This is a genomic window from Bradyrhizobium sp. SZCCHNS30572, from assembly GCF_032484415.1.
GTDB lineage: Bacteria > Pseudomonadota > Alphaproteobacteria > Rhizobiales > Xanthobacteraceae > Bradyrhizobium.
In genome coordinates, this window is record NZ_JAUESY010000016.1 from 21296 (window position 1) to 42599 (window position 21304).

The following is a 21304-nucleotide window of genomic DNA, read 5'->3' on the forward strand; positions in this document are numbered from 1 at the left end:
GTGCAGGAGGACCCGGCATGACGCGACAAGACCCGAAGACCATTGACGACGACCCGGTGCAAGCCCTGCGCGCTCTCGGCGTCAAGCTCGGTCAGCAGCAAGGTCGTCGTCTCCAATGGCTGTCGCGGACGTTCGGGCCGCCGATTCACTGCGGCGACCGTCCGTCGCTTGGCCGTGGCCGTACGGTCGTCCTGCTCGACCCGCCAACGGGCGCGGGTGCCGAACTGCTGCACGGCTCGTTGACAACGTATGACGCCGTGGTCATCCCCTTCGGCGAGAATCCTGCGTTCGATTTCCTGAAATCCAAGTTGACCGCGTTCGGTACCGTCGGCACCTCAGCCGACGGTCCGCATGAATTGTGGTGGGGCGGCCGCGACTGGCCTGCTCCGGAGGCGGCACCCGCAGCCGCGATGCGCGTCGTGTCCTGCCATCCAACGACGGTCGGCGACCTGCACGTCTATCATCTCAGACGCTCGCTGCAGCGGTTCGGGCTCCCATTCGACATCGAGGCGATCGATCGACGCCCCGGCGAGCGTCTGAGCGCTGCCGACAAGGCCGACTTCATCGCGCGGATGTGGCAGCGTCACCGCGAGCCGCTGTTGTACGTCGAGGCCGACGTGATGTTTCAAGCCTCCCCGGACCTTCCTCATCTGACGGGCTGCGACTTCGCCGTCCATAAGTGGAACGGCTGGGAGATGTCGCCGCGCACCCTCTATTTCGGTCGCTCCGAGGCGGCCGAGACAATGCTGACGACCTGGCGTCAGATCGCCTCGTCATACCCCGATGTCTGGGGCGGCTATCTGATCGACCAGGCCTGGAGTGCGGTAACGTCTCAGATCGCGCTCGACACGGTCTGGCTTCCCCGCAGCTTTCATGCCGTTGCAGGGGAAGCCGGGGTCCGCAACGCGACGATCGTGCACAATCTGAAGCCGACCAAGGCTGATCTTGGTCCCGACCCGGACTTCGCCGAGGTGGCGCGGTCGCCGCGGCGGGCTGGGCGCGTCGGCGCGCTGGAGTCGCTGCTCGTGGTGCGCTCGAGAGTGAAGTCCGACCGGGGCATCACGGTCATCCTGCGCGACGTCGAACGCAGTAGCGCACGCGCAACGGCTGACAGCATCGAGAGGCTGACGAGCGCCTTCGTCGCCGATTGCGGCGGCTTTGGCCGCCTCGAGCTTTCGCTGTGCTCGTGGCCGCCGGAGGTTCGCATCGCGAGGGAGGCCGCTTTGCTGGCCGACAACATGGTGCTCGAGATCATCCCCGGTCAGGAACTGCCGGCGGATCTGTTCGCCGCCACCGCCGCCTCGGAAGCGACGCGCCGGCCCGCCAGCTTCAACGCCCATCGCCACTGACGCCAGCCAGGACAAATCATGTTCGACACCATCATCCTTCTCACCGGCAGCCGCGACCAGCAGCTCGCATTGTCGGAGCTCCTGCGGGCGCACAACCCTGCCCTCGCATTCCGTTTCGCGGTCAGCCTGCAGGACATCGAAGCCATCGAGCGCGACGTGCTCGGCAGATCCCGCCTGCTTGCCTTCACGACCGGCGTCATCGTGCCCGCCGCCATCCTTCAGGCGCTCGGCCACGGCGCGTACAATTTTCATCCGGGCCCGCCGGATTATCCCGGCTGGGCACCGGCCCATTTCGCGATGTACGACGGTGCGACGCGCTTCGGCGCGACGGCCCATGCGATGGAGACCCGGGTCGACTGCGGCGCGATCGTCGGTGTCGAGACGTTCGACATCCCGCAAGGCGTGGATGTCCGCGGCTTGGAACAGATGACGTTCGTGCGGCTCGCCTATCTGTTCTGGCGGATGTCGCGCGACCTCGCCTGCCATGCCGGCCCCCTGCCGGCACTCGGCACCGGTTGGAGCGGCGCGAAGAGCACCCGGCAGATGTACGCCGCCATGTGCGACATGCCCGTCGACATCGATCCGGCCGACATGGCGCGCCGCATCCGCGCCTTTCACGACGATTTCCGCGGCATTCCACTGACCCTCAACCTGCACGGCACACGGTTTCAGCTCATGCGCGCCGCGGACGCTGTCGGCGAGCCGATGACGGTTGACGCACCGGCGCTGGCGCTCGCATCGTGACTAGCGCTTGAGCGGCTTGATCACGGTCTGGTCGAGCCGCGTTTCCCAGCCGTGACGTTCCAACTCGGGATCGTCATGCTCCTCCTGCGGCCAGCCGACGCAAAGATACGCAATCAGGCTCCAGTCGGACGGCAACTCGAGTTCACGACAGACAGCCGCCGGGTCCAGGATCGACACCCAGCCGACGCCGAGACCTTCCGCGCGCGCTGCCAGCCAGAACGTCTGGATCGCGGCCACCACCGAGTAGCGGAGCGTTTCCGGCATCGTGGCGCGGCCGAGACGATGACCGGTGGCAGCGCCCTCGTCGGCACAGACTGCGAGATGGACCGGCGCCTGCGTCAAGCCTTCCAGCTTGAGCCTTGCATAGAGCGCGCGGCGCTCACCATCATAGCCGGCGAGCGCGGCCTGGTTCGCGTGCTGGAAGTTCTCGATGACCGTCGCGCGGCGTTCAGGGCTCTCGACGAGCACGAACCGCCAGGGCTGGCAGAAGCCGACGGATGGCGCATGGGACGCGAGCGCGAGCAACTGTTCGATCAGCTCTGGGGAGACCGGATCGGCGCGGAAACGGCGGACGTCGCGACGCCAGCGCACCAGCTCGGCAAAGCGCTGCCGGAATGTCGCGTCGAACTGCGGAGGGCTTCGGCCTGGCTCGCTCATGCGCCCTCCCCGCTCAGGACATGCAGGAACGATCCGGTCACCGACCCGCGCCGGGCGCCGCGCTCGGCGACAACGCCGCCCGACGCATCGCGGCACGCGATCAGCGGATCGTCTGCCTCGCTCAGGATGGTTGCATAGTGGAATTCGTGACCGTGAACGACGGCCCCTCTTCCGCCGAGACTGCAGTCGGCCAAGAGCGTCGCTTGACGATAGCCGAGATGCAGGCGGCGGCGCGCGAACGACGTTTCCAGCGACAGCAGCCCGGCCATCGCATGCCGGACACCGTGAGCATCCTCGAGTCCTGTCCCCAGCGTCATGTAGCCGCCGCACTCACCGTGGATCGGCACGCCGCGTAACGCCATCGCGCGCAACGCATCGAGGAACGACCGCGCCGAGGCCAACCGTCCCGCGTGCAATTCGGGATAGCCGCCTGGCAGCCAGACCGCGTCGGCTGCGGGATCGGGAGCCTCGTCGTTCAACGGCGAGAACGGAATGGTCTCCGCGGCCTGAGCGCGCCAGTGCCGGAGGAGGTGCGGATAGCTGAACGAGAAGGCGGCATCTGCTGCGAACGCGATGCGCTGTCCGGGCGGTTTGAGGCCGAGGCTGGATGTCTGCGCCGCCAGATCGGGCGCGCGGATCGGGTTCGCGAGAGCGAGCAGCGCGTCGAGATCGACCGATCCGGACACGCTGGCCGCGAGACGCTCGAGATGGGCCTCGATGGCCGTGATCTCCTGGGCCTGGACCAGGCCGAGATGACGTTCCGGCAAGGTCAATTGCGCGTCCCGCGCCAGAGCGCCGAGGACCTTGATTCCGATAGCCGCGAACGCCGGCTCGATGAGCGCTCGGTGGCGCTCGCTCGCGACCCGATTGAGGATCACCCCGGCCACGCGAACATCGTCGCGAAAACGCGCGCAGCCGAGCGCGACGGCGGCGGCCGTCTCGGTCTGTCCGCTGACATCGAGAACGAGCACGACCGGCCAGCCGGTCAGGGCTGCGAGATCCGCGGCCGAGCCGCTGCCCGCGCGCCCGGGATGTGACGCACCATCGAACAGGCCCATGACGCCCTCGATGATGGCGATATCGGCGTCGGCGGCAACGCTGCAGGCAAGCCCGAGCAGTTGCCGCGCCGACATCGCCCAGCCGTCGAGATTGTAGCTCGTCCGTCCTGCAGCGGCCGTGTGATAGGCAAGATCGATATAGTCCGGGCCGCATTTGAAGGGTTGCACGCGCGCGCCGCGCCGGCTGAGCGCACGCAACAGCCCGAGCGTGACCGTCGTCTTGCCGGCGCCGGAACGCGGCGCGGCGACGATGATTCCGTTGGGCGCCACCATGGTCATGGCCGCAACGCCGCCGAGGCATGGCAAAATGTGCTATGCGAACGGACATGAAGGAAACTGCGGATCCGCCGAACCGACCGCTGAAGCGTGGCTGGACGACCGGCAGCTGCGCCACGGCTGCGGCGCGCGCCGCCTACGAGCTGCTGATCACGGGCAACTGTCCTGCCATGGTCGAGATCGCCTTGCCCGGCGGACGTCGCGTCGGCTTTGCGATCGCGATGCATGAGGCCGACGGCACCAAGGCAACCGCGGGCGTGGTGAAGGACGCCGGCGACGATCCCGATGTCACGCACGGTGCGCTGGTCAAAGCGACTTTGCGGCGCGGTGCAGACAATTCCGGCGTGACGTTCCGCGCCGGCCCCGGCGTCGGCACAGTGACGCGACCGGGATTGCCGCTGCCGCCGGGAGAACCTGCGATCAATCCGGTGCCGCGCGAGATGATCGCGGCGGCGATCAATGAGGCCGCTGCAGCGCTCGGCGCGGCGCGCGATGTGGCCGTCGAGATCTCCATTCCCGGCGGCGAGGAGCTCGCCAGGAAGACGCTGAACCCGCGGCTCGGCATTGTCGGCGGCCTGTCGATCCTCGGAACCACGGGAATCGTGGTGCCGTTCAGTTGTGCTGCCTGGATCCACTCCATCTATCGCGGTATCGACGTCGCGCGCGCGGCTGGCCTGCCGCACATCGCCGGCGCGACGGGAAGCACGTCCGAGAAGGCCGTGCAGCAGCTCCATGGCCTGCCGGAGACGGCGCTGATCGACATGGGCGATTTCGCCGGCGGCATGTTGAAATATCTGCGCCGGCATCCGGTCGCCCGCGTCACCGTGGCCGGCGGCTTCGCCAAGATGACCAAGCTCGGCCAGGGCCTGCTCGACCTGCATTCGCGCGCCGGCGAGGTCGATCTCGGCTGGCTCGCGAACACGCTGCGTGACGCGGGGGCGCCGGCCACGCTGGTCACGAGCGCGCGCACGGCCAACACCGCGCTGCAGGTGCTGCAGGAGGCCGAGCGGGTCGGATTTCCCGCCGGCGAGGCCGTCGCGCTCGCCGCCTGGAAGACGGCGCGGCGTGCGCTGGACGACAACGACATGGTCCTCGACGTCGCCGTGTTCGACCGTGACGGCCGGCTGGTGGGACAAAGTCAGGGACCGGCTCATTCGCCCCTCCCCCGGAAGCGCCGCTGATAGCCGGTATCGTACAGCGCGCTGTCGCGAAAATCCTCGGCTGCGAGCGCGCGGCCCACGAGGATCAGCGCGGTCCGCTCCACGGCGGAAGCCGCGGCTTGTCCGACGATCGTCGCCAGCGTGCCGGTCAGGACCAACTGATCCGGCCAGCTCGCGCGATAGACGATCGCCACCGGACAGTCGTCGCCGTAATGCGGCCGCAGCTCGTCAACGACTTTATCGAGAACGTGGATCGAGAGATGGATGGCGAGCGTGGCGCGCGACTGCGCGAACAGCGAGAGCTGCTCCGTCTCCGGCATGGCCGACGCGCGGCCGGACGTCCGCGTGAGCACCACCGATTGGGCGAGGCCCGGCAAGGTCAGTTCGCGGCCAAGCGCGGCGGCAGCCGCCGCGAACGACGGCACGCCCGGTGTGATCGTGTACGGGATCCGCAACGCATCGAGGCGCCGCAATTGCTCGCCGAGCGCGCTCCAGATCGAGAGATCGCCGGAATGCAGTCGCGCCACATCTTCGCCCGCGAGCGTGGCGCGCTCGATTTCGGCGACGATCTCGTCGAGCGACATCGGTGCCGTGTCGACGATACGCGCGCCGGGTGGACAATGATCGAGCAGCGCCCGAGGGACCAGCGAGCCCGCATAGAGACACACCGGGCAGCGCGCGATCAGGTCGCGGCCGCGCAAGGTGATCAGGTCCGGCGCGCCTGGACCCGCGCCAACGAAATGCACCGTCATGAGGCAGGCTCCGCAACAATGGCGCCGTCGCCCTCCGCCACCGCGCAGGTCGCTACGGCGTTTGCGACGCGCACGAGGATCAGCCGGGCATTCACGCCGGCGGCAGCGAGCGCCGCCGTCTCGGCAACCGAAGGTACACCCTTCAAGCACCTGACGCGATCGCTCCGCGTGATCGCGCGATCGGCAACAGCCGCCATGTCAGCAGAGGCGATGGCGACGAGCGGACGGCCAAGCCGTTGCGCGGCGCAGATCACGCCAGGCTCACTGGCCTTGTCAGCCGCAGTGGCGAGCACCGCCACGTCTGCGGGCGCGAGGCGCACAAGCGAGAGCGCATGCGCGATGACCGCCTCGATATCTGCGACGTCGGCGGCACGCCGGCAACCAATCCCGAGCGCGATCATGGCTTCGTCACCCGCCACTGCGTGATCGGCATGGCCTGCCGCCAGCCATGCATGCTGCCAACCGGCTCGATGCGCGAAACGGCGATGCGGATCAGTTCACCGCCATGCTGGCCGAACAACGCGCTCAGCCGCGTCTCGCCTTCGAGCGACACCACGTTGGCGACGAGGCGGCCGCCGGGTTTCAACCGCGACCAGACGGCTTCGAACACCCCCGCTTCCGAAATGCCGCCGCCGATGAAGACCGCATCCGGCGTTTCGAGATCCGCCAGCACCGCTGGCGCGCGCCCCGTCACCAGTGTCAGCTCGGGAGTGCCGAGCGCCAGCGCGTTGCGCATCGCCCGGTCGGCCCGGTCCTGGCGCGCCTCGATGCCGATTGCGCGCAACGAGCCATGACGCAGCAGCCACTCGATTGCCACCGAACCCGAGCCCAGCCCGACGTCCCACAACAGCTCGCCCGGACGCGGCGCCAGGGCCGACAACGTCACGGCGCGGACCTCGCGCTTGGTCAACTGGCCGTCATGCTCGAACAGGTCATCGGCAAGACCGGCGGTCAGCGGGATCACGGGCGCATCAACCTCCGCGTCGACATCGATCGCGATCGTCGTCAGCGGATGAATATCAGAGAGATCGAACGCGTCGGCCGACGCGCTGCGCACCCGTTCGTGCGCGCCGCCGATCGCTTCCAGCACCGTCAGGCGCGAGCGTCCCATGCGGCGTGAGGTCAGCAGCGCGGCGAGCCGTGCGGCAGTGGAACCGTCCCAGGCCAGGGCCAGAATGCGCGCCGCCGGCGCGAGATGGCGGATGATCCCTTCGAGCGGGCGGCCGTGCAGCGTCACCTGCGCCACATCCTGCAGCGGCCAGCCGAGCCGTGCCGCCGCGAGGCTGAAGGCCGAGGGCTGCGGGACGCAAAGCATCTCGGCGGACGCGAAACGCTGCATCAGCTGCTTGCCGACGCCGTAGTTGAAAGGATCGCCGCTTGCGAGAACGACGACGGGCTCTCCCCGTCGCGCCGCGATCTGGTCGAACGCGAGCTTCAGCGGGCTGGGCCACGCCAGCCGTTCCCCCGCAATCAACGGCGCCGCAAGCTCGAGATGGCGCGCGCCGCCGACCACGAGCGCCGCCTGCGCGATGAGACGTCGTGCAGACGTCGAGAGACCGTCAACACCATCCTCGCCAATCCCGACGATGGACAGCCAGCGCTGCGCGTTGCAAGTTGCGGCCGAGTTCACCATGGATCCTGCCCCGCATGCGCATCCTCATTCTCGGCGGGACGACCGAGGCTTCGGAGCTGGCGAAGCTGCTCGCCGGCGACGACCGGTTCGCAGCGACGCTTTCGCTCGCCGGCCGCACCGCTTCGCCCAAACCGCAGCCGCTGCCGACGCGCATCGGCGGCTTCGGCGGCATCGCCGGACTGGAAGCCTGGCTGCGCGATCATGCAATTGACGCCGTCGTCGATGCCACGCATCCCTACGCCGACCAGATCTCGCGACATGCGGTTGCAGCCTGCCATGCGCTGTCGGTGCCGCTGGCGTCGATCCGGCGCGCGGCATGGCAACGTCAGGACGGCGACCGCTGGATCGAGGTCAGCAGTGCCGACGACGCGGCTTCCGCGCTCGGAGCAGATACGGCGCGTGTGTTCCTCAGCCTTGGTCGCCTGGAGCTCGCAGCCTTCGCAGCAGCCCCGCAGCATCACTACGTCGCGCGAACCATCGATCCGCCTGGCGACGTCGCGTTGCCGCCCGACATCCGCTTCGTCCACGATCGCGGGCCGTTCGACGAGGCGACAGAGGAAGCCTTTCTGATCCAGGAGCGCATCGCCTTCGTGGTGTCGAAGAACTCCGGAGGCGCCGCGACCTATCCGAAAATCGCAGCCGCGCGGCGGCTCGCGATTCCCGTGGTGATGATCGCCCGACCCGACAAGCCGCAGGGCGTCGCGCTGGACGGCGCGCGAGCCGCGTTGCAATGGCTGGAGGCACGACTGGCTCATGCGCCGCCCTCGACCTCGCGGCGCAGCGTATAGACAAACGGCGCCTTTCCCTCGCGCGCGATCAGGCGCGTGGCGGTCGATCCGATCAGCACGAGCGTTCGCATGTCCGCCTTGCCGGGATCGACCTCGCCCAAGGTGGTGATGATCCGTCGGACATCACCACTGCCGGCGGCCCGCACCATGACAACGACAGTCGACTCCGGCTTGATCCGCCGTAACAGCGCGAACGCCTCGCCCAGCTGATGAGGTCGCGCCTTGGACAGCGGATTATACAGCGCGATGACGAAGTCGGCGGCGGCAGCCGCCTCGAGGCGGCGGCGGATGGTCGTCCAGCTCTTGAGATTGTCGGACAGCGAGATCGCGCAGAAGTCGCCACCGAGCGGCGCCCCGACCTCGGCCGCCGCCGCCAGCATCGCGGTGACACCAGGCTCGACGCGGATGTCGAGGTCACGCCACGCCGCCGGTCCCGCCTCGACCGCTTCGAACACCGCTGCGGCCATCGCGAACACGCCGGGATCACCGCCCGACACCACCGCGACCTGCTTGCCGTCGCTTGCGAGCGCGAGTGCGTGGCGGGCGCGGTCGAGCTCGACGCGATTGTCGCTGGCGTGCCGGATTTGACCCGGACTCGTCGTGGTCACCCTGTCGAGATACGGTCCATAGCCGATCAGATCGGTCGCGCCTGCGATGGCGGCCGCGGCGGCCGGCGTGATCAGTTCGGCCCGCCCCGGGCCGACGCCCACGATCGTCAGCGTGCCCGTCATAGCCGACGCCCTTGTCCGGGGATCAGGATCATCGAGAAATAGGGGCCGCGGTCCAGTTCCACCTCGGCCAGCGGCGCGACACGTTGCGCCTCCATCGTGCCGCGCTCGACATAGAGCGCGCGATCGAGCAATCCGGCGCTGATGATCGCGCGCTTCACTTTGGCAAGGTTGCGCCCGACCTTCATGATGACGGCGGCCTCGCAACGCGTCAGCCGGTCATGCAGGACGTCCTCGCCCAGCGTGCCCGGCAGCACGGACAGGACATCGTCGCCCCAGGTGATGGGAACATTGGCCTTGGTCCAGCAGCCGGACATGCCGGTGACGCCCGGGACGACCTCGACCGGATGATCGCGCTCGAGCCGCCGCCACATATGCATGAACGAGCCGTAGAAGAACGGGTCGCCTTCGGACAGCAGACCGACCGATCGCCCCGCCCCAAGATGCGCGGTGATGCTCTCCGACGCGCGCCGGTAGAAATCGGCGATCTGGGACTGATAGGACAAGTCGGCGACGGGCAATTCCTCCGTGACCGGATATTCGAGCCGCAGCTCGTGGCGGCCGGATTCCATCAACGGCGCCACGATCCGTCGCGCGTTGCCTTCCATGCCGCGCTTGGCAAAGAACGCCACCACATCGACGGACCGAACCAGACCAGCGGCGCGCAAGGTCAGATAGCGAACGTCGCCCGGACCGACGCCGATGCCGTACAGCGTACCCGGATCGGCCGAGCCCGCGATGGTGTCGAGCAGGCTCATTCGACGTCGCTCGCGATCGCATTCACCGCCGCAACCGCCATGGCGCTGCCGCCCTTGCGGCCCTTGACGATCAGATACGGTACCCGACCATCGGCCGCGAGCGCCTCCTTGGACTCGCGGGCTCCCACGAACCCCACAGCCGTTCCGATCACCGCCGCCGGTCGCGGCGCGCCCTGATCGAGCATGTCGAGCAGATGAAACAATGACGTCGGCGCATTGCCGATCGCCACCAGGGCGCCGCCGAGGTGCGGCCGCCACAGCTCCAGCGCTGCTGCGGATCGGGTCGTGCCGAGCTGCGCGGCGAGCGCCGGCACCTCGTGCGCATCGAGCGTGCAGATGATCTCGTTCCTCGCCGGCAACCGCGCCCGCGTGATCCCCTGCGCCACCATCTTGGCATCGCACAGGATCGGCGCGCCACGATCGAGCGCCTCCCGCGCCGCGGCGGCGAAGTGTTCGGACATCGCGATGTCGGAGGTGATCTCGACCATGCCGCAGGCATGGATGATGCGCACGGCGATCTTCTCTTCCAGTCCGCGGAAGCGCGACAGATCGGCCTCGGCGCGGATGGTCGCGAACGAGCGGCGATAGATCTCCGCGCCGTCCTTGATGTAGTCGCGCAGCTCAGACATCGGCCTTTTCTTTCGTTTCGAACAGCCCGTCGACGTCGATCTCGGTGGGATCGAGCACGCCGCAGGGCTCGCTCTTCACCGTGCCGTTGCGGACGACGTGATAACCTTCGCCCTCGCCGACCAGCACGACGTCCGCGGCTGCCGAGCGTGCGCAGCCCTTGGCGCAGCCGGAGACGTGCAGCGTGCCGTTGAATCCGGTCCGAGCCATCGCATCCGCGAGCAGGCCGGCATGCTGTCGCGTCGCCAGTCCGGTCGATGGACAGCAGCCGACGCCCGAGCAGGCGTCGATGCGCATCAGTGGATCGGCATCGTCGACGACCAGGCCGAGCCGGGCGGCATCCGCCGCCAGTTGCTCCGCGATCACGGCACCCGCGGCGACATACAGCGCGCGCCATGGTGACAAGCGGACCTCGGCGACATCGTGTGCTGCAAGCATGGCCGCGAGCCGCGCCAGCGTGCCGCTATCAATGCGGCCGAACGGCACGCCGAGACCGACGGCGCAGGTTTGATCCGTCAGAGCGATGACGCCGCAACGTCGCTGCGAAATGGTTGCCGACGCCGTCGCGACGGCGTTTGAAACATCGAGGCCCAGTTCGGCGCGGATGGCAGCGCTCGCTTGCGGCTGCAACGTCGCGGAACGTCGCGTCGGGCTGTGTTGCAGCACCAGCCGCGCGAGGTGAACGGCCGTCGACGCCGCGTCGGTCACGGCTGCCGTTCCCAGCCACACATCGTCGTTCGAACCGGCAATGCCGACGGCGATCCGCCTCGCCTCAGTACCACCACAGGCGACGAGACGAACGTCCGCGGCGAGCCCGGTCAGCGGCAGCCTGCCGCCGCCGTCCAGCGCAAAGCCGAACTTGGGCGGCAGCGCATGGAGCGCCTGATCCGAGGCCAGCAGCGTCTCCAGCTCGGCGGCGACGGGGCGCATGTCGACCCATTCGGCCGGGTCGAGTCCCGCCAGCGGGTTGACGACGATGTTGCGGATGGCCTCGAGCTCGGCGCTGTCATCGAGCAGGCCGAGCGATGCCATCAGCTCCCACAGCGGCGCGAGCGTCTCGGACGATACGCCACGAATTTGCAGATTTGCGCGGCGCGTGAGGTCGATCTGGCCGTTGCCGTAGCGCCGAGCGGCCTCGGCAAGCTCGCGCAGCGCCGACACCGGCAACGCGCCACCATGCGGCCGGACACGAACGATGAGGCCGTCGCCGCTCGGCATCGGCCGCCGCGCGCCAGGGCACCAGCCCTTGATCTCGACCGAGGCGGTCATGACGCGCTCTCCGCTTGCGTCAGGCGCGCGCGGGCATGCGCAAGCTCATCGGCGACGGCATTCCGGCGTGGCACCCACAGCTGCCGACGCAGCGCGTCTTCGAATCGCGCCACGATCGCGGCGACGGCCGCGGGATTGCGTGCGGTCATGCCGTCCAGCACGGCCTCGTCACGTAGCAGCGCGCCATGCGCCAGATCGAACAGGTGCTCGGCAACGGTGTCGGAGGTAGCCGCAAAGGCGTAGAGCGCGTCGACGCCCTGCGCGATCTCGGCGACGCCGCGATAGCCATGCGCGAGCATTCCCGAGATCCAGCGCGGATTGGTGAGACGGCCGCGCACCACGCGGGCAATCTCCTCGCTGAAGCTCCGCGCCGCGGGCGCCTCCGGACGGCTGGTGTCGAGATGCAGCAGTACGGGCGACGCGCCGAGCGACGCTGCAGCGGCGGCGAAGCCTCCGGCGAAATCGGCCACCTCCTCGCCATCGAGGAGGTCGCGCTCACGATCGTCCTGCGGATGCACGAGGGCATCGGCGCTGCGGACGCGGGCGCGGAACGTGTCGGAGGCCGACACGCCGTCATGCGCTCCGCCGAAACTGTAAGCGGTGCTCTCAAGATACGCTTCGCCGAGCTGCGACCGGCTCGTCCAGTCCATCCCGAGCGCGAGGTCGGCGGCAACGGCCCCGTAGCTGCCGGGCGCGCCGCCGAACACGCGCGCCAGGCTCTCGCCGCGCCGCCGTGCCGCGGCCAGCGGATTGTCGGCATCGTCCTCGTCGAGCGACGCCACCTTCTGCACGGCGAGATCAAACAGCGCGATCTGCGCTTCGAACAGGTCGCGGAACAGCCCCGAGATCCGCAGCGTCGCATCGATGCGCGGGCGGTCGAGCATCGCCAACGGCAGCACGTCGACGCCGGTGACCCGATTGGAGTTGAGGTCCCAGCGCGGCCGCGCGCCGAGATAAGCCAAGGCCTGGGCCAGATCGTCGCCGCCCGTGCGCAGCGATGCGGACGCCCAGAGATCGAGCATGAGCGCGCGCGGGTAGTCGCCATGATCCTGCAAATAGCGCCGGATCACCTCATCAGCCGCGCGTACGCCGACCAGGGCCGCGGTCCGGGTCGGGATCGCGCGCGGATCGATCGCGGTCAGATTGCGGCCCGTGGGCAGCACGTCGAGACGGCCGCGGCTCGGCGCGCCGGCGGGACCGGCAGCGACGCGGCGACCGTCGAGTGCCGCGAGCAACGCGCTTCGCTCGGCCGCAGCGCTCGCGGCGATCCGTGCGGCGATGTCGGCGCGATCGACCGTCACCGCCTGCCCCATCGCCGCCGTGATCGCATCGGCCAGCAGGGCGGTCGCCGCCGTGTCGGGCGCCTCCCCAAACACATGCAGGCGGTCGCGCACCGCGAGCTCCTTGATGTCGCAGAGCTGCGCATCGAGCTGCGCGATCGCCTCGCGTCCGGTCATGGCACGGTCGAGCCCGCAATCGGCGGCCAGGCCGCCCTGCCAGGCCCGCGCGACGATCTCCTCCTCGAGCAGTTTCAGGCGGCGTTTGTCGAGGCCATCCGCCTCGGCATATTCCTCGACCAGCCCCTCCAGCTCCAGCAGGGATCCGTGCAGACCGGCCTGCGACAGCGGCGGCGTCAGATGCCCGAGCGTCAGTGCCGACAACCGCCGCTTGGCCTGCATCGCTTCGCCGGGATTGTTGACGATGAAGGGGTAGATCACCGGCAGCGGGCCCAGCACGGCCTCCGGCCAGCAGGCATTTGACAGCGCCAGCGCCTTGCCCGGCAGCCATTCCAGCGTGCCATGCGCACCGAGATGGATCAGCGCATCGATCCGCTCGGCCTCTCGCAGATATGCATAGAGCGCGACATAGGCGTGCCGCGGCGGCACGCTGGTGTCGTGGTAGCCGGACTTGCGATCGGCGCGACTGCCACGATCCGGTTGCAACAAGATCAGGAATTTTCCCGCACGCAGCACCGGAAAATGGAAGGCGCCATCCCGGAACGCCGGGTCCGCTTCCGCCTCTCCCCAGATGTCATGTAGCGGACGCTGCAGGTCGTCCGGCAACGGCGCCAGAGCACACCGATAGGCCGCGAGCGGCACCACGAGCTCATCTGCCTCGTCCCGCAGCAGCGTTTCGATATCGTCCGCGGTCGGCGCTACACGGCCGATATCGTACCCCGCCTCCGCCAACAGCCGCGCAATGGCGGCTGCGCTTGCGCTGGTGTCGAGACCGACGGCGTAGCCACGGCGGCCGCCGCGCGACGGATAATCGGAGAGCACCAGCGCCACGCGCCGCTCGCTGGCCGGCAGCCCCCGCAATTGCGCCCATCGCGCCGCCAGCTGCGCGACGTAAGCGATGCGGTCCTGTTGAGGCACATAGCGCATCGCGCTGAATTGCAGACGCTCATCCGCCGGCGCCTCGCCCTTGAACGCAATCGGGCGCGCCAACAGCCGGCCGTCGAGCTCCGGCAGCACGACATTCATCGCGAGGTCCGTCGGCGACAGTCCACGCGCCGACGAGGCCCAGGCCTCTTCCGTGCTCTGCGCCTGGATGATTTGCAGAACTGGTGCATCGGCCACGTCGAGCACCGTAGTGCCGTCGTCGCGCAGCGCCGAGAACGCGGTGGCGTTCAAAATGATCGCAGGACGCCGGCGCTGGACGAGTCGCGCCAGTGCATCCCCGATATTGGGATCCTTCAGGCTGGTCACCGCGACCGCGACTGCCGCCAGCCCTTTGGCTTCGATCGCCCGCATCAGCTCAGCCATCCCGGCCGTATCGGCAGCGAGCAGGCTCGCACGGTAGAACACGATCAGCGCGCTCGGCCGCGCATCATCATGGCTGCAGAGATCATCGATGCCGACGGCTCCGCGATCGGGCATGAAGCCGACGATCGAACCGATCGCGATCGGTTCGGCAAACTGCGCGTCGCGCCCGAGCAGCGTCGCGAGATAGCGCAGGGCCTCGCGCGCATTGCCGACACCGCCCTCGTGCAGATAACCGTAGAGACGCGAGGTCGCGTCCTGCGGCAAGGTCGAGAGCTCAGCAAGCCTGTCGTCGGCGCGATCGTCACCCGGCAGTGCCGCGAACAGGATGTGGCGGCTGCGGCAGACCGATGCGATGCGCTCCAGCCCGTACCGCCAATAGTCGAGCCCGCCGAGACAGCGCACGACGACAGCGCGCGCGCCCAGCACGACGCGGTCGACATAGAGATCGACCGACATCGGATGCTTCAGCCGTTTCAAGCTGGCGAGGCGCAGGCTCGGCAGCTCATCTGACGACGCGGTCCAGGCTTCGGCCAGCGCCGACAGGTCGGTGTCCGAGAACGACAGCACGACGATCTCGGCCGGCGACTGTGCAAGATCCACGGCCTGTTCGAGGTCGTCGAGATCCGCGCCCGTCGTCGCCAGCAGGTGCATCGGTGACGCCTATCCTGTGATCAGGCTCTGGATGGCAGCGGCATCGAGGCCGCGCTCGCCGATGATCACCAGCCGCCCCTGCCGCGATTCGCCCGAGCGCCACGGGCGCTCGAACTGATGCTGGATGCGGCTACCCACGGCCTGCACCAGGAGGCGCAGCGGCTTGCCGGCGACTTCCACGAACCCTTTCACCCGCAACACATCATGTGCGTCGACGGCGGCCGCGATGCGGTCGACGAGCGCATCGGGCGAAGCCTGCGCCGGAACGTCAAGCACGAAACTCTCGAAATCGTCGTGATCGTGCTCGGCCTCGTTGTCGTGATGCGACGGCCGGGCCGCGAGATCGTCCTCCGCGGCGGCACCGAGCCCGAGCAGCACCGAAGCCGACAGCCTGCCGTGCTCCGTCGCGATCACCTTGACGGCACGCTGCACCTTCGCCGCGATCTCGGCGGCGACGTCCTTGCGCTGCTCCTCGCTCATCAGGTCGCTCTTGTTCATCACGACGAGATCGGCGCACAGCAGCTGGTCCTCGTAGACCTCCTCCAGCGGATTGTCGTGATCGAGCGACGCATCGGTGGCGCGCTGCGCGGCGAGCGCTTCGGGATCGTCGGCGAAGCGTCCCGCGACCACCGCCGGACCATCGACGACCGCAACGACGCCGTCGACGGTGACGCGCGTCGCGATCTCGGGCCAGTTGAAGGCCTGCACCAGCGGCTTCGGCAGCGCCAGTCCCGAGGTCTCGATCACGATATGCTCAGGCGGCTCCTTCTGATCCAGCAGGCTCCTGAGCGCGGGGACGAAATCATCGGCAACGGTGCAGCACAGGCAGCCGTTCGACAGCTCGACGATGCGATCCTCCGGACAATCCGGCACGCCGCAACCCTTCAGGATGTCGCCGTCGATGCCGACATCGCCGAACTCGTTGACGATGATGGCGAGCCGGCGACCGTTCGCGGTCTCGATCAGGTTGCGCACCAGCGTGGTCTTGCCGGCGCCGAGGAAACCGGTGACGATGGTGCAAGGCGTCTTGGCGAACGACTTCGTCATGGCGATACGATCTCTCGTTTTCAGCGTGGCGCTGACAGCGCAGGCACGCGCGCGACGGTGTTCTTGCGAATGTATTCGGGACGCTCGCGCCAGGCCGGCAGGCCGGCGTCATGGCGCTGATGCAGTTGCGCAAATGTCAGCACATCCCGCGCATGCAGATCCGGATCGAGGGCGCCGAGCACATAGGTCCATTTGCCCGGCGCCGTCACCGCAACCGTGCACGCACGATTGCAGTTCGACAGACACTCGACACCGACAACGGTGACACCGGCGCGCTGCGCGGTCGGCAACGTCTCGATCGCGGCGAGCAAACGGGCTCCGGCCCGCGGCTGATCAGGCGGCGTAGGTTCCGTCGCCTGCGAACGGCAAGTGACGCAGACGAACAGCGTCGTCTCATCAGTCTCTGATGCGGTCATCAATCAGCCGATCACGCCGGCCGCCGTCGCCGCGGCGACCCCACCCACCAGCACGATGGCAGCGCCCGCGAGCCGCAGCGCCAGCGGCGCAGCCGTCTTGGCCTTCGCCGACAGCAGCCTGGTGCCGAGGAACGCGCCGGCGGCGATGATGGTCTGGATCACGAGCAGACCGACGAGATAGGCCCCGAGCGGGGTGTTCTCGGCCCCGACGATCGATTCACCCAGCGCATATCCATGGACGAGGCCGGTCACGGCGAACAGGCCGGCGACGGGCAGCACACCGAAACGGCCACGCATCACCACCACCAGCCCAACCACGACGGTGGTCAGGCCGACCAGCAGCTCGGCAGCCGGGATGTTGGCCTTGGCCACATGAAGGCCGACGCCCGCGATCATCGCGGTGGCGAAGGCGAGCACCGGCGCGAAGCCGCGGCCCAGAAGCGCTGCAACGATGCCCGCGCCCACGATCGCCGCCAGATGGTCGATTCCGATGACAGGATGGCCGAGGCCGGACAGCATCCCCTGTGCAAACGTCTGCGGCAGCTTGCCCCCCATCATGTGATGCGCGAAGGCGGGATCGGTGGCGAGCAGCACCAGGCTCGCGGCTGCAAAGGTCGTGGTACGGGTCAACTTCATGGCCATCTCCGTCGCTTGCCGGCTCCCCAGAGGACCGGACGATGCGCTGCATCCGACGGCACCCCGCCCATCCCGGCGGGATCAGAACCAGCATCGCGACTCCCCGCGCGACGGGTCGGCCAACAGCAATGTCGACGGCAGGTCTCCTGGCTCTCGGGTCACCGCATGAAGCCACCTTCCCGGTTTCCCAGTGGTGTCTTGGCCTCACACTCGCCGATTACAGTTGCGGGGGCAGCCACGGCCTTGGGTCAAGAACCCGCACCGTGTTCCCTAAATCTCTCCTTTCGGAGAACCGTCATCTGTTAGATACGGGTCGCACCAAAGCCCGTCAATCGGAATCGTCCCCATGGTCCCCGCCCCGCCGCATCCCGCCCTGCCGCGCCTGACGTTGGTGCTCGGCGGTGCGCGCTCGGGCAAGAGCCGCCATGCCGAGGCCCTCGTCACCGCCCTTCCCGCGCCTTGGACCTATGTTGCGACCGCGCAGGCGTTCGACGCCGAAATGACCGACCGGATCGCCCAGCACAAGGCGCGCCGCGCCGAGGGATGGCAGACGCTGGAGACGGCGCATGATCTCGCGGGTCTCGTCCGGGCAAGCGGAGAATCGGGCGTACCGATGCTGATCGATTGCCTGACGCTCTGGCTCAGCAACGTGATGCTCGCCGACATGGACGTGCCGGCAAGATCAGCCGAGTTGATCGACGCGCTCAGGAACGCGCATGGCCCGATCGTGGCCGTGTCCAATGAGGTCGGACTGGGCATCGTGCCGGACAACGCGCTCGCGCGCGCCTTTCGCGATGCCCAGGGGCGACTGAACCAGGACATCGCGGCCTTAGCGGATCGCGTGATCCTGATGGCGGCGGGACTGCCGCTGACGTTGAAGTGACGAGGAGACAATGCCGATGACCGGAAGCGCCGACGATTCACGCCACAAGGCGAAGATGGAGAACCGCAAGGCGGTGCAGGATGCCGAGGTCGCCTCCAAGACCGTGGAGAAGGGCCTGCTGATCGTTCACACCGGCAAGGGCAAGGGCAAATCGACGGCGGCGTGGGGCCTGATGCTGCGCGCACTCGGCCGCGGCTTTCGCATCGGCGTCGTGCAGTTCGGCAAAGGCGCGTGGGAAACCGGCGAGCGCAAGGCGATCGAGAAGTTCGGCGATCAGGTGTCGTGGCACACGCTCGGAGAAGGCTTTACGTGGGAGACGCAGGATCGTGCGCGCGACGTCGCCGCGGCCGAGCGCGCCTGGGCGAAGGCAAAGGAGCTGATGGCGGATCCGTCGATCCGGCTGCTCGTCCTCGATGAGCTCAACATCGCGCTGCGCTACGATCACCTTGATATCGCAGACGTCGTCGCCACGCTCGCAGGGCGCCGTCCCGATCTGCACGTCGTCGTCACCGGCCGCAACGCCAAGCCGGAGCTGATCGAGGCCGCCGATCTCGTCACCGAGATGAACCTCGTGAAGCATCATTTCGCGGCCGGCGTGAGGGCGCAGGAAGGCATCGAGTACTGAGTTCATGAGCGCGCGGGCCATCATGTTCCAGGGCACCGGCTCCGACGTCGGCAAATCGCTGATCGTCGCAGGGCTCGCGCGCGCGCTGACATTGCGCGGCCTCAAGGTGGCGCCGTTCAAGCCGCAGAACATGTCGAACAACGCCGCCGTCACCGCTGATGGCGGCGAGATCGGCCGTGCCCAGGCGCTGCAGGCGCGCGCGGCGCGGCGGCCGATGACGGTGCACATGAACCCGGTGCTGCTGAAGCCACAAAGCGAGATCGGGTCGCAGGTCGTGGTGCAGGGCCGCGTCATCGGCACCGCCAAGGCGTCCGCCTATCAGGCGATGAAGCCGCAACTGATGGCGGCCGTGCTCGACAGCTTCCATCAACTCGCGGCGGATGCCGACATCGTGCTGGTCGAAGGCGCAGGCTCCGCCTCCGAGATCAACCTGCGCGGCGGCGACATCGCCAACATGGGTTTCGCGCAGGCGACGCAGATTCCGGTGGTGCTGATCGGCGACATCGATCGAGGCGGCGTGATTGCGAGCGTGGTCGGCACCAAGACGGTGATCGCGCCCGACGATGCCGCACGCGTGGCGGGTTTCCTCGTCAACAAGTTCCGCGGCGACCCCGCCTTGTTTGCATCGGGCATGAACGAGATCGCGCAGCGGACGGGGTGGACGTCGCTCGGGCTCATTCCACATTTTCCGGATGCGCGCCGCCTGCCGGCGGAGGACGCGCTTGGCCTGGCTGAACGCGGATCATCGGGAGGACAGCGGCCGAAGGTCGTCATCCTCGCCTACCCGCGCATCTCCAATTTCGACGAGTTCGATCCCTTGCGGCTGGAAGATGGAATCGATCTGCAGTTTTTGCGGCCTGGCACGCCGATCCCCGGCGACGCATCGATGGTGATCCTGCCGGGCTCGAAGGCGACGATCGCCGATCTCGCCGCCTTGCGTGAAGTCGGCTGGGACATTGATCTCCGCGCGCATCTTCGCCGCGACGGCCGCGTGCTCGGCATCTGCGGCGGCTATCAGATGCTGGGGCGCGTGATCAGCGATCCCGATGGGCACGAGGGTGCAGCTGGTTCCGTCGCGGGACTTGGCCTGCTCGACGTCGAAACGACACTGACCGATGACAAGGCGTTACGCGAGGTCCAGGGCACGCTGACGCACGATAAGCTCTCGTTCCGCGGCTACGAGATGCACATCGGCCGCACGGAGGGACGGGCGACACAGCGCTCCTTCCTCACCTTCTCCGATGGCCGGCGCGATGGCGCCATCGCGCCTGATGGCCTGGTAGCCGGCTGCTACGTGCATGGCCTGTTCGCCGACGACGGCCTGCGCAGCCATTGGCTGCGCGGCCTCGGCGCGACGACCAGCGGCCTCTCCTATGAGATCGATGTGGACACGACGTTGGATGCACTCGCGGCGCATCTCGAGCGCTACGTCGACGTTGACCGTATCCTGGCATTGGCGAGCAAGCCCGCGCCGCCCGTGGCGGCTACAGGATCCTGACCAGGACGAGCCCTGCGACGACCAGGGCTTGAACCAGACAGGCCAGCCGATACAGCCGCAAGGCCTGCCGGATGTCGGACGCGTCGAGATCGGCGCGCCCGTCGCCCATCCAGGCATCGGTGACGAGATGACCGTGATAGACGCGCGGCCCCGCCAAGCGCAGTCCGAGCGCACCGGCCATCGCCGCTTCGGGCCAGCCGGCGTTGGGCGAACGGTGCTTCGATGCATCGCGTGCGACGGCTCGCACCGCGGCCGAAGCCGAGGCGCTCGGGATGCAGGCCGCGGCGGCTGCGATCCACAGCGCGGACAGGCGCGAGGCCGGCAGGTTGACGAGATCGTCGAGCCGCGCCGCCGCCCAGCCGAACGCGCGGTGCCGGTCCGAGAGATGACCGATCATGCTGTCGGCGGTGTTGAGAGCCTTGTAGATCAGGATGCCCGGCAGCCCGCCGACGACGAGCCAGAACACGGGCGCGACGACGCCATCGGAGAAGTTTTCTGCCAGGCTCTCGACCGCGGCCCGCGCGACGCCGGCCTCATCCAGCCGATCGGGATCGCGGCCGACGATCATCGAGACGGCTCTGCGGCCGCCCTCGAGCCCCTCCTGCCCCAGTCCCTCTGCAACCGCGGCGACATGCGTGTCGAGACTGCGCTGGGCCAGCAGGCTGCTTGCCGCCACACCAAGGATGATGGTTGCGACCGGTTCGCCGATGAGCGCCTGCATGACCCATGTTGCGGCGAGACCGGTGGCCATCATCCCCGCGACGAGCAGGCACACGAGCGCCATGCCGCGCGCGCGTCGTGCGGCAAAGCCGTCTGCTGCCCTGTTCCAGCGGCGGTCCCCCCATGCTATCAGCGCGCCCACCCACATCACGGGATGACCGATCCGCTGCACCAGGACCTGGGGATAACCGACCGCCGCCTCGACGAGGAGCGCCGTGAGCGCGAGAGAGACGAACATCGATCTCCACTGAAGGAAAGACATGT

The 21304-nt window shown here is 68.3% G+C and carries 21 protein-coding genes and 1 riboswitch; of the genes, 7 read left to right on the plus strand and 14 right to left on the minus strand.

Features of this window, described 5'->3' with window-relative positions:
* The first annotated feature begins 17 nt into the window (after positions 1-17).
* Together QX048_RS34825 and QX048_RS34830 are read left to right on the plus strand one after the other, a co-directional pair.
* Complete coding sequence (locus QX048_RS34825) at positions 18-1349, plus strand: hypothetical protein (RefSeq protein ID WP_315828420.1); 1332 nt, start codon at positions 18-20, stop codon at positions 1347-1349.
* 18 nt (positions 1350-1367) lie between these two features.
* Positions 1368-2093, plus strand: coding sequence for a formyltransferase family protein (locus QX048_RS34830; RefSeq protein WP_315828421.1), 726 nt, complete (start codon positions 1368-1370; stop codon positions 2091-2093).
* On the opposite strand, the gene bluB is transcribed toward QX048_RS34830, so the two are convergent.
* Together bluB and QX048_RS34840 are read right to left on the minus strand one after the other, a co-directional pair.
* Positions 2094-2750 carry a 5,6-dimethylbenzimidazole synthase gene (gene bluB, locus QX048_RS34835; RefSeq protein WP_315754509.1) on the minus strand — a complete coding sequence of 219 codons (657 nt, stop codon included), beginning with the start codon at positions 2748-2750 and terminating at the stop codon, positions 2094-2096.
* Positions 2747-4087 carry a cobyrinate a,c-diamide synthase gene (locus QX048_RS34840; protein ID WP_315828422.1) on the minus strand — a complete coding sequence of 447 codons (1341 nt, stop codon included), beginning with the start codon at positions 4085-4087 and terminating at the stop codon, positions 2747-2749. Before QX048_RS34840 ends, bluB begins: the two co-directional genes overlap by 4 nt.
* Before the next feature lie 47 nt (positions 4088-4134).
* Between QX048_RS34840 and QX048_RS34845 the strand changes: the two genes are divergently transcribed.
* Positions 4135-5265 (plus strand): cobalt-precorrin-5B (C(1))-methyltransferase, encoded by a 1131-nt coding sequence (locus QX048_RS34845; protein ID WP_315828423.1) that lies wholly within the window; start codon positions 4135-4137, stop codon positions 5263-5265.
* On the opposite strand, the gene cobM is transcribed toward QX048_RS34845, so the two are convergent.
* From cobM to cbiE, 3 genes are read right to left on the minus strand one after another with little or no spacing between them, the layout of a single operon-like run.
* Complete coding sequence (gene cobM / locus QX048_RS34850) at positions 5235-5996, minus strand: precorrin-4 C(11)-methyltransferase (protein ID WP_315754514.1); 762 nt, start codon at positions 5994-5996, stop codon at positions 5235-5237. The genes QX048_RS34845 and cobM overlap by 31 nt on opposite strands.
* On the minus strand, positions 5993-6397 hold the full coding sequence (locus QX048_RS34855) for a cobalamin biosynthesis protein (RefSeq protein WP_315718442.1): 405 nt from the start codon (positions 6395-6397) through the stop codon (positions 5993-5995). The genes cobM and QX048_RS34855 overlap by 4 nt, the downstream gene beginning before the upstream one ends.
* Positions 6394-7629: a precorrin-6y C5,15-methyltransferase (decarboxylating) subunit CbiE gene (gene cbiE, locus QX048_RS34860; protein WP_315828424.1), complete on the minus strand. Its 1236-nt coding sequence runs from the start codon at positions 7627-7629 to the stop codon at positions 6394-6396. The genes QX048_RS34855 and cbiE overlap by 4 nt, the downstream gene beginning before the upstream one ends.
* A gap of 14 nt (positions 7630-7643) precedes the next feature.
* On the opposite strand from cbiE, the gene QX048_RS34865 reads away from it, so the two are divergent.
* Positions 7644-8417, plus strand: a complete 774-nt coding sequence (locus tag QX048_RS34865; RefSeq protein ID WP_315828425.1) for a cobalt-precorrin-6A reductase — start codon at positions 7644-7646, stop codon at positions 8415-8417.
* Here QX048_RS34865 and cobJ read toward each other — a convergent pair.
* The 8 genes from cobJ to QX048_RS34905 are packed head-to-tail and all read right to left on the minus strand — an operon-like array spanning position 8381 to position 17314.
* On the minus strand, positions 8381-9148 hold the full coding sequence (gene cobJ, locus QX048_RS34870; protein ID WP_315828426.1) for a precorrin-3B C(17)-methyltransferase: 768 nt from the start codon (positions 9146-9148) through the stop codon (positions 8381-8383). The genes QX048_RS34865 and cobJ overlap by 37 nt on opposite strands.
* Complete coding sequence (locus QX048_RS34875; protein ID WP_315828427.1) at positions 9145-9903, minus strand: precorrin-2 C(20)-methyltransferase; 759 nt, start codon at positions 9901-9903, stop codon at positions 9145-9147. The genes cobJ and QX048_RS34875 overlap by 4 nt, the downstream gene beginning before the upstream one ends.
* Positions 9900-10532, minus strand: a complete 633-nt coding sequence (locus tag QX048_RS34880; RefSeq protein ID WP_315718437.1) for a precorrin-8X methylmutase — start codon at positions 10530-10532, stop codon at positions 9900-9902. The genes QX048_RS34875 and QX048_RS34880 overlap by 4 nt, the downstream gene beginning before the upstream one ends.
* Positions 10525-11799, minus strand: coding sequence for a precorrin-3B synthase (gene cobG / locus QX048_RS34885; protein ID WP_315828428.1), 1275 nt, complete (start codon positions 11797-11799; stop codon positions 10525-10527). Before cobG ends, QX048_RS34880 begins: the two co-directional genes overlap by 8 nt.
* Positions 11796-15215, minus strand: a complete 3420-nt coding sequence (cobN, locus tag QX048_RS34890) for a cobaltochelatase subunit CobN (RefSeq protein ID WP_316201056.1) — start codon at positions 15213-15215, stop codon at positions 11796-11798. The genes cobG and cobN overlap by 4 nt, the downstream gene beginning before the upstream one ends.
* A 9-nt stretch (positions 15216-15224) precedes the next feature.
* The gene (gene cobW / locus QX048_RS34895; RefSeq protein ID WP_315718434.1) at positions 15225-16262 is read right to left on the minus strand and encodes a cobalamin biosynthesis protein CobW; all 1038 of its coding nucleotides are present in this window, start codon (positions 16260-16262) and stop codon (positions 15225-15227) included.
* Between the two features lie 20 nt (positions 16263-16282).
* A complete protein-coding gene (locus tag QX048_RS34900; RefSeq protein WP_316171918.1) occupies positions 16283-16678 on the minus strand; it encodes a DUF1636 domain-containing protein in 396 nt (131 codons plus the stop codon).
* A 3-nt stretch (positions 16679-16681) separates the two neighbouring features.
* On the minus strand, positions 16682-17314 hold the full coding sequence (locus QX048_RS34905) for a HupE/UreJ family protein (protein ID WP_316201055.1): 633 nt from the start codon (positions 17312-17314) through the stop codon (positions 16682-16684).
* Between the two features lie 118 nt (positions 17315-17432).
* Positions 17433-17626: riboswitch (cobalamin riboswitch) on the minus strand.
* A 34-nt stretch (positions 17627-17660) separates the two neighbouring features.
* Between QX048_RS34905 and cobU the strand changes: the two genes are divergently transcribed.
* The 3 genes from cobU to QX048_RS34920 are packed head-to-tail and all read left to right on the plus strand — an operon-like array spanning position 17661 to position 20320.
* Positions 17661-18197, plus strand: coding sequence for a bifunctional adenosylcobinamide kinase/adenosylcobinamide-phosphate guanylyltransferase (gene cobU, locus QX048_RS34910; RefSeq protein WP_316201054.1), 537 nt, complete (start codon positions 17661-17663; stop codon positions 18195-18197).
* Positions 18198-18213: 16 nt separating this feature from the next.
* Positions 18214-18822 carry a cob(I)yrinic acid a,c-diamide adenosyltransferase gene (gene cobO, locus QX048_RS34915; RefSeq protein WP_315718430.1) on the plus strand — a complete coding sequence of 203 codons (609 nt, stop codon included), beginning with the start codon at positions 18214-18216 and terminating at the stop codon, positions 18820-18822.
* 4 nt (positions 18823-18826) lie between these two features.
* Positions 18827-20320 carry a cobyric acid synthase gene (locus tag QX048_RS34920; protein WP_316166984.1) on the plus strand — a complete coding sequence of 498 codons (1494 nt, stop codon included), beginning with the start codon at positions 18827-18829 and terminating at the stop codon, positions 20318-20320.
* Here QX048_RS34920 and cbiB read toward each other — a convergent pair.
* A complete protein-coding gene (gene cbiB, locus QX048_RS34925; RefSeq protein WP_316201053.1) occupies positions 20307-21278 on the minus strand; it encodes an adenosylcobinamide-phosphate synthase CbiB in 972 nt (323 codons plus the stop codon). The two genes, QX048_RS34920 and cbiB, sit on opposite strands and share 14 nt — an antisense overlap.
* Between the last annotated feature and the right edge of the window lie 26 nt (positions 21279-21304).

Bases quoted from the DNA above. Each gene is read 5' to 3' on its own strand.
- cbiB (WP_316201053.1), bottom strand. From the start codon at position 21,278: ATGTTCGTCTCTCTCGCGCTCACGGCGCTCCTCGTCGAGGCGGCGGTC.
- cobN (WP_316201056.1), bottom strand. From the start codon at position 15,215: ATGCACCTGCTGGCGACGACGGGCGCGGATCTCGACGACCTCGAACAG.
- QX048_RS34880 (WP_315718437.1), bottom strand. From the start codon at position 10,532: ATGTCTGAGCTGCGCGACTACATCAAGGACGGCGCGGAGATCTATCGC.
- QX048_RS34905 (WP_316201055.1), bottom strand. From the start codon at position 17,314: ATGAAGTTGACCCGTACCACGACCTTTGCAGCCGCGAGCCTGGTGCTG.
- cbiE (WP_315828424.1), bottom strand. From the start codon at position 7,629: ATGGTGAACTCGGCCGCAACTTGCAACGCGCAGCGCTGGCTGTCCATC.
- QX048_RS34900 (WP_316171918.1), bottom strand. From the start codon at position 16,678: ATGACCGCATCAGAGACTGATGAGACGACGCTGTTCGTCTGCGTCACT.
- QX048_RS34855 (WP_315718442.1), bottom strand. From the start codon at position 6,397: ATGATCGCGCTCGGGATTGGTTGCCGGCGTGCCGCCGACGTCGCAGAT.
- cobO (WP_315718430.1), top strand. From the start codon at position 18,214: ATGACCGGAAGCGCCGACGATTCACGCCACAAGGCGAAGATGGAGAAC.
- QX048_RS34825 (WP_315828420.1), top strand. From the start codon at position 18: ATGACGCGACAAGACCCGAAGACCATTGACGACGACCCGGTGCAAGCC.
- QX048_RS34845 (WP_315828423.1), top strand. From the start codon at position 4,135: ATGAAGGAAACTGCGGATCCGCCGAACCGACCGCTGAAGCGTGGCTGG.
- cobW (WP_315718434.1), bottom strand. From the start codon at position 16,262: ATGACGAAGTCGTTCGCCAAGACGCCTTGCACCATCGTCACCGGTTTC.
- cobG (WP_315828428.1), bottom strand. From the start codon at position 11,799: ATGACCGCCTCGGTCGAGATCAAGGGCTGGTGCCCTGGCGCGCGGCGG.
- QX048_RS34840 (WP_315828422.1), bottom strand. From the start codon at position 4,087: ATGACCATGGTGGCGCCCAACGGAATCATCGTCGCCGCGCCGCGTTCC.
- QX048_RS34920 (WP_316166984.1), top strand. From the start codon at position 18,827: ATGAGCGCGCGGGCCATCATGTTCCAGGGCACCGGCTCCGACGTCGGC.
- QX048_RS34830 (WP_315828421.1), top strand. From the start codon at position 1,368: ATGTTCGACACCATCATCCTTCTCACCGGCAGCCGCGACCAGCAGCTC.
- cobJ (WP_315828426.1), bottom strand. From the start codon at position 9,148: ATGACGGGCACGCTGACGATCGTGGGCGTCGGCCCGGGGCGGGCCGAA.
- QX048_RS34865 (WP_315828425.1), top strand. From the start codon at position 7,644: ATGCGCATCCTCATTCTCGGCGGGACGACCGAGGCTTCGGAGCTGGCG.
- cobU (WP_316201054.1), top strand. From the start codon at position 17,661: ATGGTCCCCGCCCCGCCGCATCCCGCCCTGCCGCGCCTGACGTTGGTG.
- QX048_RS34875 (WP_315828427.1), bottom strand. From the start codon at position 9,903: ATGAGCCTGCTCGACACCATCGCGGGCTCGGCCGATCCGGGTACGCTG.
- cobM (WP_315754514.1), bottom strand. From the start codon at position 5,996: ATGACGGTGCATTTCGTTGGCGCGGGTCCAGGCGCGCCGGACCTGATC.
- bluB (WP_315754509.1), bottom strand. From the start codon at position 2,750: ATGAGCGAGCCAGGCCGAAGCCCTCCGCAGTTCGACGCGACATTCCGG.